Source organism: Gottfriedia acidiceleris (assembly GCF_036421055.1).
In the GTDB taxonomy this organism is placed as follows: Bacteria; Bacillota; Bacilli; order Bacillales; family Bacillaceae_G; genus Gottfriedia; species Gottfriedia acidiceleris_C.
Window position 1 is genome coordinate 298,040 of sequence record NZ_JAZGQS010000003.1, and the last position, 17,586, is coordinate 315,625.

Sequence of the window (17,586 nt, forward strand, 5' to 3'; positions counted from 1 at the left end):
TTTATTTTTACGATACATTTTTTAACTAAAGGATACTTTAGTTAAAAAACGTGACTGCTTTTATGATCTTTTTAATGAAGTAAATCAGTTTTAATCAGGCTTTTGATTTATTAAAATCTTTTGCCTTATGTCAAATTAAAATTACAAATAGGCATAGGTATTATTTTCACGTTATTAATGATTCTACACTTAGAATTATTCTGCTTACATTATTAATGGCAGTTTTGTAGATAAAAAAGGTCTTTAAAATTGATTTTTCAAAGTGAATTTCGGAGGAGAATTTATGAGTACAGGGAGAAAGATACAATGGCTAGGATGTTTACTAGGTTTATGTTCGCTATTTATTAATTTAGTAACAGAAAATAAGCAGCTAAGTATACTGATTGCTTTATTTGGTGGCACTATAGTACTTTTAGGTATTGTATTTAGTGTGAAAACAAAAAATCTTTAAATTATCTGTCTTATTATGCAAGTTACTTCATTATTTTTTATATTAATGTCTTGAAATAAACAAAATTAATCTATTATTTTAAGCTTTTTATTAGTTGTATGTGTATTAATATTTGTTAATAAATAGAATAGGTCAGCATTTAGTTGGATACTGACCTACTCTATTTTTTATTGCTTCATTCCTGTAAGGTTTTATTAATTTTGTACGTGCTAAATCGCTATATTTTGTATGGACCTTTTCTATTATATTAAGTATCAAATAGTTTCCCATCCAATGCTTCAATATATCTCTTAGCAGAATTATAGACTACTAATTTTGCATTTTCTTTTACGATTCCGTGAAATGCATTATAAATCCTATCAAATGTTAGCTTCTCAACCGCTAATGATATGTCTTTTACTTTTTTTGATGGTAATGGAATTAAATTAGGATAGCTATACATAAAACTTACCCACTTTGGATCTGCAACAACTTGAATTATATCTCCTGTTAACAGTATTCCTTTTTGCTCATTTCCAGCTTTCCATTCTAATACTGCCCCACCTTTAAAATGCCCACCTAATCGATGAAATTGAATTCCCTTTTTAAGCTCTAATGATTCGCCAGACCAAAAAATAATTTTATCACTTTTTCTCGTAATCCACTTTTGATCATCTTCATGTATGTATATTGGTACATCAAATTCTTCCGCCCATTCAATTTGACTAGAGTAATAGTGTGGATGTGATAAACCAATCGCATTGATTCCTCCTAACTGCTTAATTTCTTTAATTGTCTTCTCATCTAGATAAGAGACACAATCCCATAACAAGTTAAATCCATCATTCTTAATAAGATAAGCAGTTTGGCCAATTCCAAACTTAGGGTTAGTAACGATACTATATAAATTTTCTTCTTCAAAACGAATCATATTTTGATAGTTCTGGTCTTTCATTGATTGTAATGTTGTCCAACTTTGACCATTAGGATTAATGTATTGTCTTTCTTCAGAACAAATTGTGCAGTACTCAGGAGGATCAATAGACTTGTTATATTGAACACCACAAGTCGTACAAATAAAGTTTAGCATTTGCTCATTCATCTCACTTTCCCTAGAATTTAATCTGATCTATCCCATTAGTTAAAAGTAAAAAATTTCCAATCAAAAAGGCACATTTAAGTATAGTAAATCAAAAACTGATTTATTACACTTGAATGTGCCAAAGAATTAATTTTAGAGCATTCTATTATTTAATTTTTACAACCTTACCTTTCGTCATTTCAATCAGTTCAGTTGGAGTTAACTGAAAAATTGCTTTTGGATGACCCGCAGCAGCCCATACTTCTTTATACTGTAATAAATCCTCATCAATAAATGTCGTTATCTGATTTTTATGACCAATTGGTGATACCCCTCCAATTACGAATCCTGTTTGTTCACGTACAAAATCAGCATCTGCTTTACCTAGTTTATCATTTAGTATTTTCTCGATTTGTTTCTCATTTACACGGTTTATTCCACTTGCTACTACTAGTACTGCGCTATCCGAGCTTTCTAATTTAAATATAATCGACTTTGCTATTTGAGCCACTTCACAATTTAATGCATCTGCTGCTTCCTTAGCAGTTCTTGTACTATTTGGTAGTTCAACCACTTTATTTGAATAACCTAACTCAAATATTAAATCTTGTACGATTTGTGCACTATCTTTTAATACTTCCACCAACATCACTTCCCTAAAAAAATTGATTTTATAACTAATTCAATAATAAAAGGTACAATCCTGCTATTTTTAAACTACTTCCACCATATTGAATTAGGATATTCACCTGTACTTATATTAATTGTTTCACCAATTTTAGGTGTGGAGTATTTAACCCCGTATTCTTTAGCCGCCTTTACAGCCCGTTCAATTGGATCATTCCAATCATGAAATGCTAATGTAAAAGCACCAAAATGAATTGGTACAAGAACTTCACCTTTTACATCGACAAATGCTTTAACAGTTTCTTCCGGCAACATATGAATTGCAGACCATCGTTTATCATATTGACCGCATTCCATTAACGCTATATCAAACGGTCCATATTTTCCCCCTATTTCCTTAAAATGAGGTGCATAACCACTATCTCCGCTAAAATAAATTTTCGTTTTCTCACCAATAATGACCCACGAACACCACAATGTACGATTCCGATCAGTTAAATTTCTTCCTGAAAAATGTCTTGCTGGAGTACAAGCTAATGTTAATTGATCAAATTTAAATTCATCCCACCAGTTATGCTCAGAAATACTCTCTTTCGGTACTCCCCAGCTTACCAAGTGACTCCCAACACCAAGAGGTACAATAAATCGTTCGACTTTTTGTTTGATTTTTTTTATTGTACCGTAATCTAAATGGTCATAATGATCATGCGATAAAATGACAGCATCTATTTTTGGTAATTCTTCAATTTCGATTGGCAAACCGCCACTATATCTTTTACCTCCAAATTGCGGAAACGGGCTTGGTGTATTCCCAAACATTGGATCAATTAAAATATTTTTTCCATCAATTTCAATTAATAAAGCTGAATGTCCAAACCAAGTAATTTTCGAGTCTTTATTTTTCGATTGCAATAATGAAACATCGATTTTCTCCATTGCGATCCCATCTTTAGGCGTACGATTCGGATTTTTCTTAACAAAATCTCTAATCATAGAGATGTTTGTTTTGAAATCCATACTCATACTTGTAGGGACTTGGTTTATAAACTTACCATTTTTATAATTATCTAGAGCATAGAACGACTCCATTTTGTCTTTAGAGTATTTCTTCCCAAAATGAGGATATGTATTTAAAAACGCTACAATAACGATAATTAATAAGACTAAAACTAGTAAAAATATCATTAAATTTTGACCTCCAAACGAACTTCTACTAAGTTTTACACTACCACAAATTTAGAAGTTTAAACAAATATTCAGGTTGTTTTTTAAAATGAAAAACACCTTTTATGCTCTTTTCATAAAAGGTGTTTCAATTTTACAATCTCGGATCGATTTCTTTTGCCTGCTGTTCTTCGAATAATTTATTTGCAATTAATTGTTTATACTGCTCATTATCATTTGAGATTGAAGATAGTGGATATTCTAACATCTTTTGGCCTAAAACATAATCTTTAATGGAGGCATTTATCTTCTTATTAATCCGCTTTTGTTTGATTAACTTCTGATATTTATGTTCTAATTTATAATCATACCCATAAACAAGCGTTAAATAATCAGCGTTTCTAACCTTCAAGAATGGAGCACTATTGTAAGATTTATGGTTAGGTTTTATCACTACCCCTTCCATTTTTCTTGTTGTTGTTAGCGTCTCATAATAACAATTAGCTTTTTCAAAGTAATGTTCATCATCTAATGAAAGAACTAAATAATCGTCATCCGATACAAATGAGAAAATTTCAGCAGTACTTAATGAAGGTAATTTTTCATCACCATTTTCATAAACCATTTTTAAGAGATTAAATGGCTTAAACTCTATTTCCGATTCCGCCCCATATATTGTTAGTTGCTCATCATAAATATCTAGTAGCTCTTCATGCATTTTAATCGGTACATACGATTTTATCGTTTCTTTTACTGCACAAAATGTTGAATAATCATTATGACCATATTTATTTGTTAATACTTGTTTCGTAGTATGATTTACTTCATCGTGAAAGTCCGTTTGCTCATATCGTGAGATCAGTTTGTTAAAATGCTCATCAAATCCAGTCTCTTTTAATATGTTTAATTCAGATCTCAATGATTTTGATAAAACATTAAATTTCCCTTCTATTAATCCAGTACCTAATACACTCCATGGTAGTAACTCTCCATCTAGAATTAAAGTTTTAATATTCTCTTTTACCATATAACCACTAAATCGCTCTAATAGCTTTGAATAAACTCCCGAAAGATCAACATTTTTTACACGGTACCCATTCCGACTGACTGCGTGACAATCTTCAATTGTTTTAGATAAATAGATATTACATCTAGAACCCATATACTTTGGTTGGAGTACAACTTCTTGAACCTTTTTATCTTTAAAGTATTGTAGTCCTTGCTTTAAAGACTCTAAATCATTCGCATCTGTATCCTTATCAGCTGGACTCATCGTACCAGAAATATAATTAATTGAATTTTTTAATACGTAATTGAGACGTCGTTTATCTTTTTGATCCAATTCATTTATATTGATATCTTTATCTCTTCCTTTGAATAATTCAGGTAATTCTTCTTTATTCACGACATCATCATTCACTGAAGGAACACTATATAAATATGGATTATTTGTATAAATTCTAATACTAGTCAATTGATTCCCACTAGCAGCACCAGTATCAATTCCAAATTTATTCTTAATGCGTATTAATTTCTTACTCGCAACATGGCCGAATACATGATAAGGATGATTGGAAACAGCTTCCTCAGCTAAAAATTGTAATTGCTCCTGAATCGGTTTATTACGATCAATTCGGAATGAGCGTTGATGGCGTGATGAATTAGTATCCATTTTTCCAATATATTTCTTTTTACATGGAGCATGTGTAATATAATATGAAGGAAAGTCTTCACCAATATAGTGATAAAACTCCTTACTTTCATTTACTAGCTCTATAAACTTGCCTTGAAGCTCTTCATCTTTTTCCAAAGTTTTAATAGAAGTAAAATATGTTTCTACTAAACTTTGATCCATCGAAGAGTCTTTTAATTGACCTAATAAAAACTTACTAACAAAATTTTCATGATTACCTTTTATAAAATAAAACCAATTACGGTTTGAATAAATAAATTCAATGATTTCTTTAACTTTATTTCCTTTATCAATCCAATCTCCTACCAAGAGTATGCGGTGATTACTACTTTTCTCTGATTCTATTATTTGATTATTTTGAACTGTAAAACCAGCTTTTGATAATAGCTTCTGAAATGTAAGAATTTGTTCATGAATATCCCCTACGATTGTATATTTGTATTTTGTAGGCAGTTTTCGAGAAATATACTCCTCGATATTATCTACTTTAATCTCAAATTCAGTTGGGTTAAGAAAATTCTTCTCACGAATACGATGTATATTTCGATAATTATTTCTTTTAATAGTAGGAATTACTTCAGTTCTAAGACGTCTTACATGATTATCAATTAATTTCTTTGATCGATCTGATGAATAGTATTCTCGAATGTTTTTATAATCAAATAATACTAAATCAACATTATACGAATTTTCATTTGCGATTTCTACAACTTGGTCACGGAATGATTCTGATAGTCCAGTTGTATCCACAATTACAAATTCTGCATTAATTGGGAAAGTTGTAACCATCTTTAATTTAGTAAATAGTAGTTCAAATGCCTGTTCACTCGCCTCGAGCATTATCGTACTATGTTTATCAAAATCTTCTCCTAATATTTCTCGTCTAATATCATCAGATGATAAATACTGTATATTCGTTTTATAATTTCTCGATTCGTCTCTATAAGATAGAGATGGAATTAATATATTTTTTGCAAAAGTCGATTTTCCACATTCACTAGAGCCTACTAAAAGAAAAATCGTATGAACATTTGTTGTGATTTTCATTCCTGATGCTCCTTTACATTTTGCTTCGTAATAACAACTGCCTGAGAAAGTGAGATCCCGTCTACACAATCTCCTACATCTGAGAATGTAGACTTATATGTTGTATTACTTAAGATTGAATCAATCCATTTAACAAACTCTTCTTTTGTCATTTCCCATTTATGATCATCATGTCTAAATCCATCTAATTGGTATAGATTATTAAACTCTGCATTTGGAGTGGTTATGATGAAATTCTCAAAATTAACATCGGATAGTACGCTCTTTACTAATTTTGTAGCATCCCTAACACTCATGTGTTCAACAACTTCAGTTAGCAATACATCAACATTCAAATCATTATCGTAAAACGCTAGAAAGTGAGATAACGACTCATAGATTGCAATATTTTCAATCACTTTATTATTTATTTTATATTTCAATCGTTCTCTTATTTCGGGATCAATATCAATTGCGAAATAATCATACTCACTGATTTTTTGACTATAAGGAATTGCATATGCTCCCTCACCACAGCCAATATCAAGAATAGAACGCTCAAATTTTAACTGTTCTGTGATCCACTCTTGGCGCTGTCTTGCAGTATTTCCAAATTTAAAATCAATTTCATAATGATTTGTTTTTTCAAGTTCATTTTTAAATGCAAGAAATTTTTTACGACTATTTAACACATTTCTATTAAATAAATAACGTATATAGTAAGGTGCATCAATGATTTGCATACTAGTTATATATTTTCGTATGACATCGTCTGTAAAATCGATATATTCATCTGAAACGATGCTCAAGAATAAGCATAGCACTGTCGTATAGTGAATTAACTCATGAATTGTTTTGGTTGTATGAATACGTAGCTGATAAGTTTTACTAGCTAGCTCTTCAAAGTTTAGATCAAATTCATTTAAATGCCTCTGAAAGAAGTTTAAGTAACTAACGTTTTTTACATGAATAGCATTAATTAATATGCTATTTTCATATTCATTCTGATCTTTTTCATGTAACTTTTTGAATGCTGAAGAAAAGTATGCGTTGATTGCATTTAACGGGAATAAGGTTGAACAATATCTTGTCGTATTTAAGTATTCAAACATTTCCTCTACTTTTTCTTTATACGAAATTTCATTATCAGCATCTTTAAAATAAACATTGTATGTATCTTCTGAAGAATACCACGCAAACGCGTTTCCCTTCCTAATTGTCTTAATACTCATCCCAGAGCTTGGATTTTTAGCAATTATATAGGAAAAATCAGGGTTAGTTGATTTTAACTGAAAAATAGCCACTTGAGTGAATCATCCCTTCTTTTTGAATTATCAAATAATTAATTCTATTTTAACATGTAATAACTAAGGGATTATTAGTAATTAATAAAAAAAAGAGAGGTAAAATTCACCTCTCCTTAACCAGTTTCTTCTATTATATATACTCTTAGTTTAAAGTTCTTAATAAATTAGCCATCTCAATTGCTGAAATACCAGCATCCCAGCCTTTATTACCAGCTTTCGTGCCCGCTCTTTCAATCGCTTGTTCAATATTTTCTGTCGTTAATACACCAAAAATAACAGGGATACCAGTTTGTAGAGTAATAGCAGCAACACCTTTTGCTACTTCATTACATACGTAATCATAATGAGTAGTTGCCCCACGAATAACTGTTCCAAGTGTAATGATTGCATCGTATTTTTTTGAATCAGCTAGTTTTTTTGCAACTAATGGAATTTCAAATGCTCCTGGTACCCAAATAACATCAACGTCTGATTCTTCTACACCATGACGATATAGAGCATCTTCTGCACCACCAAGTAGTTTTGATGTAATAAATTCATTAAAACGTCCTACGATTACAGCAACTTTAAGCCCAGATCCTACTAAATTTCCTTCAAATTTCATCTTAATCTCTCCCATTTTTAATAGTGTAGTAAATGTCCCATTTTTTCGATTTTAGTATTTAAATATTTTTCATTATCTATTTTCATTTCAGTTTGAATTGGAACTCGATTGTTTATTTGAATTCCATGAGATTTTAGCGCATCTAATTTAAGTGGATTATTAGTTACTAAATCAATACTCACAATACCTAAATCTTTAATAATTTGAGCACTTATCGCATAGTCCCTTAAATCTGCTTCAAATCCTAAATTTAAATTTGCTTCAACAGTATCAAGGCCTTCTTCCTGTAACTTATATGCACGTAACTTATTGAGTAAGCCAATCCCTCTACCTTCTTGACGCATATAAACAATTACGCCTTTGCCTGCTTCTTCAATCATCGATAAGGTTGATTGCAACTGAGGTCCGCAATCACAACGGCATGAGCCAAATACATCACCTGTTAAACATTCTGAATGAATACGTACAAGTACAGGTTCACCATCGTCAACCTTACCTTTTACAATCGCAATATGCTCTTTACCATCTATTTCATTTGTATAGCCAATCATCTTAAAATCACCAAAATCAGTTGGTAATTTAATTTCAACTTCTCTTTTAACAAGTTGTTCAGTTTTACGTCTATAATGAATTAAATCTTTAATCGTTATCATCTTTAAATTAAACTTGTTTGCGATTTGAATTAAATCTGGTACTCTTGCCATTGTTCCATCGTCATTCATAATTTCACAAATGACACCAACTTCTTTCGATCCAGCCATTCGAGCTAAATCTACTGCCGCTTCAGTATGGCCCGGTCTCTCAATAACTCCTCCGTTTTTAGCGACCAGAGGAAACATATGCCCAGGTCTTCTAAAATCTGCTCCAGTTGATTCATCATTTAACATTTGTAACACAGTATGTGAACGCTCAAATGCTGAGATACCAGTAGTAGAATCGATATGATCAATACTTACTGTAAATGCAGTACCATGAGAATCTGTATTATTTGTTACCATTTCATATAAGTCTAGTTTTTTAGCTATATCTTCAGAAACAGGTGCACAAATTAATCCGCGACCATGTGTTGCCATAAAATTTATATTTTCAGGAGTTGCAAATTCTCCGATAACAACAAAATCTCCTTCATTCTCTCTATCTTCATCATCACAAACAATAATAATTTTTCCATTTTTCAAGTCTTCAATTGCTTCTTCTATTTTAGAGAACATGAGCTTACTCCTTTATATATAGCCATTTTGAGATAAAAATGAAGTTGTTATTGCAGAACTCTTTTTCGTCTCATTCATACCAAGCATTTTTTCAACATACTTACCTAATAAATCAAACTCAATATTAACAACATCTCCAACTTTTTTACTGCCTAAGATAGTATGTGAGCGGGTATGAGGAATTAATGAGATCGTTACAATATCAGTTTCAACTTCAAATATTGTTAAACTTGTACCATCAATCGTTATACTGCCTTTTTGTAGGCAATATTTAGTAAACTGACTTGGAATATTAATTTTATACATTACTGCGTTTTCCATTGCTTTTACAGATACAATTTTACCTGTACCATCAATATGCCCCGATACAATGTGACCACCAAACCGTCCATTTGCAGCCATTGCCCGCTCTAAATTTACTTTCTGGCTAGAAACTAAAGTACTTAGATTGGATGCTTGAAATGTTTCAGGCATGACATCAACAGAAAATTCATTTTTAGTAAAATCCGTAACGGTTAAACAAACTCCATTAACAGAGATACTATCTCCTAAATGAACATCCTCTAAAATGATTGATGCACCAATTGTTAGCAATAAAGTATTACCTTTTTTTACGATATTTTTTACTGTTCCTATTTCCTCAACGATTCCAGTAAACAAGTTTTTTCACCCCATTTCGAAAAAGCATATTACACTCAAGCCCGATAAATGACTTTGTAAGATCCATCTCTAATTTCATAAATAGTTGATCCACCTTATCACACCTTCTAATTCAAATTAATTTGAAAAAGTGAAAAGCCCCTTAGAAAACTCCTAAGGGGCAATAGATGTTTAAGAAAGGAAGCATACTTAAATAAACGCTAGTACAACAAGAGTCTATTTAAAGACAGTACTATAACGCGTCTATTGTTCTGCATACAAAATATGCACAACGAACTAAGCCTATACGGAAAGTATTTTAAAGAAAATAACATACCGTATATGCACTCCATCCTTCTCCCATCCAGACTATACTGTCGGCTCTAGATTCTAACTAGATCAGCAACATATAAAAATCATATGAAGCTCACGGGCTTAGTATAAAAATATACAACACCGCCGGTTGGGAATTTCACCCGACCCCGAAGGACACTAATTATCAAATTTGGTTTCATTATAACTAGCAATTATTTGGTTGTAAAGAATTTATGATTCAATTTCTTTTAAAACGATCTAATCGAAAAGGAAATTAAAATAAAAAAACCTTATAAAATATGGAAATTTTAACACTCTATTTCATAAAAAATTTTTATTTTAAAAAAAAAAAAATTTGACCATCTTGCCATATATATTTTTTTCATCCAATACAAATGTGTATAAATATTAATATTAGCGAAATTCCAAAAAATATTAAATTCTATAATTAATATAGAAAGTTAGACTTATGGATTCGGAAATATTGCTCGATTAATAATACATTTGAATTCCTTTTTTCATTTGTTAAAATAAGATTTTTTTGTTCGTTAAATTGTTTATTTACACCAAAGAGTAATGCACTCCTCTTAACAATGCTCCCAGATTACTTAACATTTTTTTCAATTATAAAGGCACCTTCCTTTATATCGTAAATTGAAATAAATAACCCGATAACTAAAAAATAATTTTAAAATAACAAAAGACTTTTTTATTGCACTAAAAAAGCCAATCATAAAATCGAAATAAACAGTTTCGTCTTAAATTAAATTAAAAAAAACTGTGAAAATTTTGTAAATATTTTTTCCCAAAAAATAATAATAAATATACAGTATGGTAATTATTATAAAAAAGTTAGTTTCAAAAAAAAGAAACTTCTTTCATAAAGAAGTTTCCATTCTATCTGTTATTCATTTCCAACTTGTAGTATTTTTTCATGATGTTTTAAATCTCTTTTTTGTAGCCAAATGAAGTACACTGAAACTAACATGATCAATATTAAAATGACCGGTGAAGAAAATAAAAGTATTCCTAAAAAGCAAATTGCTAGAATACATGAACCAATTTTAAAAAATATGGAATCAAATAGTCTCAGACATGCCAATACTCCTAGTAAAGCGTTGCATAGGAAAAATGCATTTGCAATTGCTACAAGTGTTTGAATACTTAGGAAGTCATTAAAATAAAGAATAAATACAATTATGTGAATGCCAAACAAACTAAATAATGATCGTGTTGCCACATTATTTTTATTTTTAAAAGAAAGCCATGAAGGTAATAAACCGCTTTTGGCTTGATCGGCAATTAGCCTTGATACTGCTCCTATTACTAGCAGAACCGTGCTAATACAAAGAGCAATAGTAATTGTTGAAATAATTGGCGTTGACCAACTACCAAATAAACTCTGAAGTAACGGTGCTAATGATTGGTCCGTCATATTTCCATTTTTAGAATGAATCCACTGGAAAGCAAATGCAACTGTTAAACTTACTATTGCTATAATCGAGAAACTTAAGATTACCGCTCTAGGAATTGTTCGTTCTGGCGTTTTTACTTCTAAAGAATAGCTACCGATGACCTCCCACCCGATTAAAGCCCAAAATAATAAAAGTAAACTTTCTCCAAAATCAGAAACAGTAATTGGATTGGATAAAGTAAAGCTCCCATCAACTGTAAATAATGTATGAATGCTGCCAACTATAAGAGTCACTACAATGAAACTAGACATAAAAAAAGCAAATTTTCCAACATCAGCAATGCTTCTAGTTAAAATAATATAGACAAAACATAGTATTCCTAAAGCTAACCACTTTTCATTGAAGAATCCTTGATTCGTTAGTAGTTGTAAGTAATGCCCTGCTGTACCTGTAACTGCAATTGGTCCAAAACAAACTGCAAGTAAAAAGAAAATAGCTGAAAGGTTTTTTATTTGTTTACCAAATGCACGTTCAACTGCCAATGGTACTCCAGAATCTCCTGGAATTAACAAACTTAGCTTACCGAACATTAGTGCAAATATTAAACTTAAACCAAGCATAAGAACCCAAGCAAAAATAGCATAACTTCCAGCAGTTTCATACACTGCAGGTGGTAAAATTATAATTCCCGAGCCTAAAATAGGTCCAATCATTAACCCGCTGAGCAATAGAAAACCAATTTTTCGATTCCTCATCCATATCCCTCCAATTGTTATTGAAACAAATAGTAATTTCGTATACTTTAATTATATGAACCAATCTAACATCGGTAAAATGAATAGTTATGATATAAACAATCGGAAAATCCGATAGTTAGGAGGCTATTATGGAAATCCGACATTTAATTACGTTTAAGTCAATTGTGGATATGGGCGGTTTCTCTAAAGCTGCGATGCATCTCGGATATGCACAATCTACAGTTACTGCACATATACAAGCACTTGAGCAAGAGTTAGGAGTACCTTTATTTGACCGATTAGGTAAAAAGGTACATCTGACTGAGGTCGGTGAGAACTTTTTAGTTCACGCAATCGAAATGATTCAACTCTATACAAAAGCAAAAGATGTATTCCAAATGGAAAATGAAGAAGTATCTACGTTAAAAATTGGTGCACCAGAATCTTTAACAATCTATCGTCTTCCACAAATTATTCAAGCATTTCGTTCACAAAATCCGAAAGTAAATATTATGATGAAATCTGGTTCATGTTGGGAATTACAAGATGAATTACGTCGAGGTGATCTTGATATTGGTTTCTTTCTACAGGCTCCTTTAACGGATTCAGATTTGTATACGGAAACACTAATTGAAGAACCACTTGTCATTTTACTACCTCCATCTTCCGATACTAGAACACTTTCATCGTTTACACTAAATGAAAATGAAAATATAATTCTCACAGAACAAGGTAGTTATCGTGATTATTTTGAAGCATTTTTAAGAAGTAAAGGAATTGCAACTGAGACTGGAATGGAATTTTGGAGTGTTGAGGCAATTAAACAATGTGTTATGTGTGGACTTGGTATATCCATACTCCCACTAGTAGCAGTTCAAAATGAAATACAGCAACAAAAACTTAAAGTCATAAAATGGGATACAAATTTAGGAAGTGTATCTACGATCATGTCTTGGCATAAAAACAGATGGCAATCCCGTGCTGCTAGAAAATTTATGGAAGTTGTAAGAGTACAGTCAACATTATGGAATTAGTCTTTTTAAATCTAGGTTCTAATTAGTTTTACTTTTGAGTTATATGCTTAGGGAAAAGTCCGAACATATAGTTTAACTTTCTTGATTCATTTGCAGTCTTAGCTCTTTTATTGCACTTCACAATTCAACGACATGAAAAAAGCTAGTTCCCAACTAGCTTTTTTTATTATACAGTCTGTCGCTCGATTAATTTAAACGCAATTTCTTCTTTTGTTATTTCAGAATTTATCGCTTGAATAAAAAGTTTCTTACCTACTTCTCTCAATGGAATTTCGACTGTTGTTAACTTCATTACTTTTGCAATAGGTTGATTATCGAACCCTATTATCGCTAAATCTTGAGGAATAGCTATTCCATGATCATTACAGCAGGTTTGTACTCCGGCAGCTACATGATCACTTGTTACTAACAAAGCTGTTGGTCTCTCTTTTAAATTTAACAAAGATTGGACAACTCTTTCACCATCTTCGAAATAATAACAATTGTCAAATACGTAGTTGCTAAATATTGGCTCATTATATTTTTTATGAAAATCAATATAGGCAGCCTCTCTTTGCTTACTATTCATGCCTGTTCTACGACCAATACAATAACCGATTTTTTGATGTCCTTTTTTATATAAATATTCTAATGCAATCATGAAGCTATTGTAGTGATCAATAAAGGTTGAAGAAACTTCTGTATTTCTCGTATCTTCAAATAATATGATTTGCCCATATTGGTTAAACTCTTCAATCATTTCAATTGAACAAATTCTAGAACAAATAATGAGTGAGTCTATTTGTTTGTGTTGTAGCATCTCTAATGCTTCTATTTCTCTCTTCTCTTCATAATTTGATTGAAATAGTACGAGCTTATAATTATTTTTTATTGCCTCATTTGCAATTCCATCAATTAGTAATCCAAAGTACGGATGATGCGAGAACGGAATAACCACACCAATTAAATTCGTTTTTCCTTTACTTAGATTGACTGCATTTTGATTTCGTTGGTAATTAGTTTGCTCAATTGCATTTAATACTGCTTTTCTTTTTTCCTCACTAACATATGGTTCATCATTTAAAACTCGTGAGACTGTTGTAACCGAAACGCCGGCAATCCTCGCAATTTCTTTAATATTAGACATTTTCTCACCTTTTCTAAACTTTTTCTTGCTCTGAAACTAGTTCCATACTTTACGCTGTTCTCATAATAAAAAGGAGGTACGAATATGCAAATACTTTTTGGTTTACTTTGTTTAGTATTTATGTGTAGTTCAATTTTATTTTGCGCTTTCTTTGCTATCATACAACAGGAAAAGAAATGAGGGGAAGTAAAGCAGGCAAAACTGAAAACAGTTGCTTCAGCAATTTTTCTCCATATCCTATTTTACATAATCCTTTAAAAAGCTCCTATTTTCAATGAATACTCTAACTTTGCTATGTAAATAATAAAATAGGTTCGTTATTAAAGGAGGAATTATGATGGATACTGAAAGAGCATTAGAAATCGTAGCTGCACCTGGTATGATTAATGTAACTTGCGATGGTGTACCTGTTTATATTCAGCATGTTAATAAAAATGAGGGTACAGCTAGAATATATCCTCTTGATCAGCCACAAAATGATAAAGAAGTATCATTAAGTAATTTAAAAGAACAATAAATGATAAAAAAGTCCCAGAAATAAACCTCCATTAAGGAGGTTTATTTCTTTTTTGGAAAAAAACGTAAAAATATAATTTTGGTAGTCCAGTTAAAATTGAAGCCTTAAAAAAGAAGAAGATTTTACGTCTTCGTTGTTACATATGACATAATCGCAATCTAGTTCATTTTAAGTAACATACTAGGTACTGGGTAATATGTCGAATTTACTACATATTTTTAAAAAATCTGAAAAAAAAAGTCGAAAAATTCTTTGAATATTTTTATAAGTATGCTATGATAAAAATCACTTAAGAAAGACAATCTATTATAATACTTCGGAGCTAATTGTCAGAATTTTCTATTTTTTAATGTAAAATTAGAAAATAGTAAACTTTCTTAATAGAAAATTAAAAAACTACAATAGGGATTAGAGGAGGCTCATATGAATTTATTTCGAAAAAAATCAGTTTCAGGTAGTTCGCCTAGTTCACTTAAACAAGTTCTAGGAGCGTTTGATCTTACAATGTTAGGTATCGGTGCCATCATCGGTACAGGTATATTCGTTTTAACTGGTGTAGCAGCAGCTGATTACGCTGGTCCAGCACTTATTCTTTCATTCATTATCGCAGGTTTAGCCTGTACATTCGCTGCACTTTGTTACTCTGAATTTGCATCTATGATTCCAGAGGCTGGTAGTGCTTACACTTATAGTTATGTTGCTTTTGGTGAAATCATTGCTTGGATATTAGGTTGGGATATGGTACTCGAGTACGGTCTTGCATCTTCAGCAGTAGCAAGTGGATGGTCTGGATATTTCCAAAGTTTATTACATGGTTTTGGAATAAACCTTCCAACTGCTTTAACAAGTGCGTTTGATCCATCTAAACATACTTTTATTGATTTACCGGCAGTCATCATTGTTTTACTTGTTACGTTCATTCTTACTAGAGGTGTTAAAGAATCAGCAAAACTTAACACAATAATGGTAATTGTAAAATTAGCAGTAGTAGTACTTTTCATCGTAGTAGGTGTTTGGTACGTTCAACCGCACAACTGGACTCCATTTATGCCAATGGGATTCCATGGAGTAACAGCTGGTGCTGCAGTAGTAGTATTCGCATACTTTGGATTTGATGCAGTATCAACTGCAGCTGAGGAAGTTAAAAATCCTCAACGTAACTTACCAATCGGTATTATCTCAGCTTTAACAATTTGTACAATCTTATATATTGTCGTTTCATTAATTCTTACTGGTATCGTTCCATTTGATCAATTAGGTGTTAAAGACCCTGTAGCATTTGCACTAGCATTTATTCACCAAGATTGGGCTGCTGGTTTCATCTCACTTGGCGCAATCATTGGTATTACAACTGTATTAATCGTAATGATGTTTGGACAAACTCGTCTATTCTATGCAATCAGTAAAGACGGTTTATTACCAGGTAAATTATCAAAAGTTAATAAGAAAACTTCAGTTCCTGTAACAAGCACATGGGTAACAGGCGGGCTAGTTGCTTTATTCGCTGGCTTAATTCCATTAAACAAATTAGCTGAATTAACAAATATCGGTACACTATTCGCTTTCTCTGCTGTTTCTCTTGGTATTCTAGTATTAAGAAAAACTCGTCCAGACTTAAAGCGTGGATTCAAAACTCCTTGGGTACCTGTAGTACCAGTATTAGCTGTTGTATTCTGTGTATATTTAATGCTACAACTTTCATCATTTACTTGGAAAGGTTTCGTAGTTTGGTTAGTAATCGGTTTAGTAATTTATATAACATACGGATATAAAAATTCTAAACTTAACAGTAAAAATAAGTTTGATAAGGATTCAAATCAAACAGCATAAGTAATGAAATGCCACTATAGGTTACTATAGTGGCATTTTTTTTGTCTGTTACATATTTTCCACAACAATCTAGAATAATTATAAATATCCACAACAACATACTTTACAAAAACAGTTTTGCTCTATGATATGATACGACTTAAGAAATTTTATTTTTGAATGAACAGGAGCTGTTAAAATGTTCCCATTAAAAAATTATTATGAATCATTTATTAAAAAGGATCTTATTGGAGTGAAAAGAGATATTGCATTAAAACGACTAAGTAATTTACTTGCTTGTCAAAAGATTAGTAAAGATACGAAAGAAGTTGTACATATTCGTTATTTTACTTGTACTGAAACTCTTCAGCCTACTGACACTTATTTAGGTACAATTGCTGTGAAGTTTCAAAATGGTTATGTAGTTGAAACAGCAATTTCACTTCCTAAGGAAAAATAATTGATTTATTAAAACTTACGTCTAGGTATAAGCCTATTTACAATATAGACTAGTTTCATAGTTGGTAAAAAAACATACGATACATTATCCACCTCTCCTAATTGTAATTTTCAATTAGTTAGTTACATGACCCTAAGGGAGTTTTCCCTTAAATATCGTATGAAGGAGGTCACATGTATGAGTACTGGACATCACGGACACCATCTTAACGGTTTTGCTTTAATCGTTGTTCTGTTTATCTTATTAATCATTGTTGGAGCAGCTTGCTGGTCTGGATATGACGGATGCGGATATGGACATCACTGGTAATCATTAAAAACTATAGAACTCCTGTTAAATTTTAACAGGAGTTTTTTTATTTTAAAAAAACTTTTACTTGAATATGAATATT

General features: G+C 31.4%; 16 protein-coding genes and 1 riboswitch. Of the genes, 6 read left to right on the forward strand and 10 right to left on the reverse strand.

All coding sequences use genetic code 11. From position 1 onward, the window contains the following. The first annotated feature begins 283 nt into the window (after positions 1–283). Complete coding sequence (locus RAH41_RS06285) at positions 284–451, forward strand: hypothetical protein (protein ID WP_331221323.1); 168 nt, start codon at positions 284–286, stop codon at positions 449–451. Between the two features lie 247 nt (positions 452–698). Here RAH41_RS06285 and RAH41_RS06290 read toward each other — a convergent pair whose 3' ends face one another. The 9 genes from RAH41_RS06290 to RAH41_RS06330 all read right to left on the reverse strand — a co-directional run bounded on the left by RAH41_RS06290 (position 699) and on the right by RAH41_RS06330 (position 12,267). After that, positions 699–1,520, reverse strand: coding sequence for a hypothetical protein (locus tag RAH41_RS06290; RefSeq protein WP_331221474.1), 822 nt, complete (start codon positions 1,518–1,520; stop codon positions 699–701). Between the two features lie 157 nt (positions 1,521–1,677). Then, a complete protein-coding gene (locus RAH41_RS06295; protein WP_331221324.1) occupies positions 1,678–2,160 on the reverse strand; it encodes a YbaK/EbsC family protein in 483 nt (160 codons plus the stop codon). Between the two features lie 68 nt (positions 2,161–2,228). Then, entirely contained in the window at positions 2,229–3,323 is a 1,095-nt protein-coding gene (locus tag RAH41_RS06300) for an MBL fold metallo-hydrolase (protein ID WP_331221325.1), read from the reverse strand. 133 nt (positions 3,324–3,456) lie between these two features. Next, positions 3,457–6,042: a metallophosphoesterase gene (locus RAH41_RS06305; RefSeq protein ID WP_331221326.1), complete on the reverse strand. Its 2,586-nt coding sequence runs from the start codon at positions 6,040–6,042 to the stop codon at positions 3,457–3,459. Further along, on the reverse strand, positions 6,039–7,325 hold the full coding sequence (locus RAH41_RS06310) for a class I SAM-dependent methyltransferase (protein WP_331221327.1): 1,287 nt from the start codon (positions 7,323–7,325) through the stop codon (positions 6,039–6,041). The genes RAH41_RS06305 and RAH41_RS06310 overlap by 4 nt, the downstream gene beginning before the upstream one ends. 145 nt (positions 7,326–7,470) lie before the next feature. After that, positions 7,471–7,932: a 6,7-dimethyl-8-ribityllumazine synthase gene (gene ribE / locus RAH41_RS06315; protein WP_088014180.1), complete on the reverse strand. Its 462-nt coding sequence runs from the start codon at positions 7,930–7,932 to the stop codon at positions 7,471–7,473. Positions 7,933–7,949: 17 nt separating this feature from the next. After that, on the reverse strand, positions 7,950–9,143 hold the full coding sequence (locus RAH41_RS06320; protein ID WP_331221329.1) for a bifunctional 3,4-dihydroxy-2-butanone-4-phosphate synthase/GTP cyclohydrolase II: 1,194 nt from the start codon (positions 9,141–9,143) through the stop codon (positions 7,950–7,952). Between the two features lie 12 nt (positions 9,144–9,155). Continuing rightward, positions 9,156–9,803 (reverse strand): riboflavin synthase, encoded by a 648-nt coding sequence (gene ribE, locus RAH41_RS06325; protein ID WP_331221330.1) that lies wholly within the window; start codon positions 9,801–9,803, stop codon positions 9,156–9,158. Positions 9,804–10,130: 327 nt separating this feature from the next. Further along, positions 10,131–10,276: riboswitch (FMN riboswitch) on the reverse strand. A gap of 725 nt (positions 10,277–11,001) precedes the next feature. Beyond that, positions 11,002–12,267, reverse strand: coding sequence for an APC family permease (locus RAH41_RS06330; protein ID WP_331221331.1), 1,266 nt, complete (start codon positions 12,265–12,267; stop codon positions 11,002–11,004). Between the two features lie 131 nt (positions 12,268–12,398). Here RAH41_RS06330 and RAH41_RS06335 point away from each other — a divergent pair, with 131 nt between their 5' ends. After that, entirely contained in the window at positions 12,399–13,283 is an 885-nt protein-coding gene (locus RAH41_RS06335) for a LysR family transcriptional regulator (RefSeq protein ID WP_331221332.1), read from the forward strand. Positions 13,284–13,449: 166 nt separating this feature from the next. On the opposite strand, the gene RAH41_RS06340 is transcribed toward RAH41_RS06335, so the two are convergent. Further along, a complete protein-coding gene (locus tag RAH41_RS06340) occupies positions 13,450–14,409 on the reverse strand; it encodes a LacI family DNA-binding transcriptional regulator (protein ID WP_331221333.1) in 960 nt (319 codons plus the stop codon). A 337-nt stretch (positions 14,410–14,746) separates the two neighbouring features. Here RAH41_RS06340 and RAH41_RS06345 point away from each other — a divergent pair, with 337 nt between their 5' ends. The 4 genes from RAH41_RS06345 (at position 14,747) to RAH41_RS06360 (ending at position 17,504) form a co-directional block, all read left to right on the forward strand. Then, positions 14,747–14,926 carry an H-type small acid-soluble spore protein gene (locus RAH41_RS06345; RefSeq protein ID WP_331221335.1) on the forward strand — a complete coding sequence of 60 codons (180 nt, stop codon included), beginning with the start codon at positions 14,747–14,749 and terminating at the stop codon, positions 14,924–14,926. 423 nt (positions 14,927–15,349) lie between these two features. Further along, a complete protein-coding gene (locus RAH41_RS06350; RefSeq protein WP_331221336.1) occupies positions 15,350–16,756 on the forward strand; it encodes an amino acid permease in 1,407 nt (468 codons plus the stop codon). Between the two features lie 178 nt (positions 16,757–16,934). Then, positions 16,935–17,195 carry a hypothetical protein gene (locus RAH41_RS06355; RefSeq protein ID WP_025672087.1) on the forward strand — a complete coding sequence of 87 codons (261 nt, stop codon included), beginning with the start codon at positions 16,935–16,937 and terminating at the stop codon, positions 17,193–17,195. A 177-nt stretch (positions 17,196–17,372) separates the two neighbouring features. Continuing rightward, positions 17,373–17,504, forward strand: a complete 132-nt coding sequence (locus tag RAH41_RS06360) for a YjcZ family sporulation protein (RefSeq protein ID WP_331221337.1) — start codon at positions 17,373–17,375, stop codon at positions 17,502–17,504. Positions 17,505–17,586: the final 82 nt, after the last annotated feature.

Bases quoted from the DNA above. Each gene is read 5' to 3' on its own strand.
- RAH41_RS06285 (WP_331221323.1), top strand. From the start codon at position 284: ATGAGTACAGGGAGAAAGATACAATGGCTAGGATGTTTACTAGGTTTA.
- RAH41_RS06290 (WP_331221474.1), bottom strand. From the start codon at position 1,520: ATGCTAAACTTTATTTGTACGACTTGTGGTGTTCAATATAACAAGTCT.
- RAH41_RS06295 (WP_331221324.1), bottom strand. From the start codon at position 2,160: ATGTTGGTGGAAGTATTAAAAGATAGTGCACAAATCGTACAAGATTTA.
- RAH41_RS06300 (WP_331221325.1), bottom strand. From the start codon at position 3,323: ATGATATTTTTACTAGTTTTAGTCTTATTAATTATCGTTATTGTAGCG.
- RAH41_RS06305 (WP_331221326.1), bottom strand. From the start codon at position 6,042: ATGAAAATCACAACAAATGTTCATACGATTTTTCTTTTAGTAGGCTCT.
- ribE (WP_088014180.1), bottom strand. From the start codon at position 7,932: ATGAAATTTGAAGGAAATTTAGTAGGATCTGGGCTTAAAGTTGCTGTA.
- RAH41_RS06320 (WP_331221329.1), bottom strand. From the start codon at position 9,143: ATGTTCTCTAAAATAGAAGAAGCAATTGAAGACTTGAAAAATGGAAAA.
- RAH41_RS06330 (WP_331221331.1), bottom strand. From the start codon at position 12,267: ATGAGGAATCGAAAAATTGGTTTTCTATTGCTCAGCGGGTTAATGATT.
- RAH41_RS06335 (WP_331221332.1), top strand. From the start codon at position 12,399: ATGGAAATCCGACATTTAATTACGTTTAAGTCAATTGTGGATATGGGC.
- RAH41_RS06340 (WP_331221333.1), bottom strand. From the start codon at position 14,409: ATGTCTAATATTAAAGAAATTGCGAGGATTGCCGGCGTTTCGGTTACA.
- RAH41_RS06345 (WP_331221335.1), top strand. From the start codon at position 14,747: ATGGATACTGAAAGAGCATTAGAAATCGTAGCTGCACCTGGTATGATT.
- RAH41_RS06350 (WP_331221336.1), top strand. From the start codon at position 15,350: ATGAATTTATTTCGAAAAAAATCAGTTTCAGGTAGTTCGCCTAGTTCA.
- RAH41_RS06355 (WP_025672087.1), top strand. From the start codon at position 16,935: ATGTTCCCATTAAAAAATTATTATGAATCATTTATTAAAAAGGATCTT.
- RAH41_RS06360 (WP_331221337.1), top strand. From the start codon at position 17,373: ATGAGTACTGGACATCACGGACACCATCTTAACGGTTTTGCTTTAATC.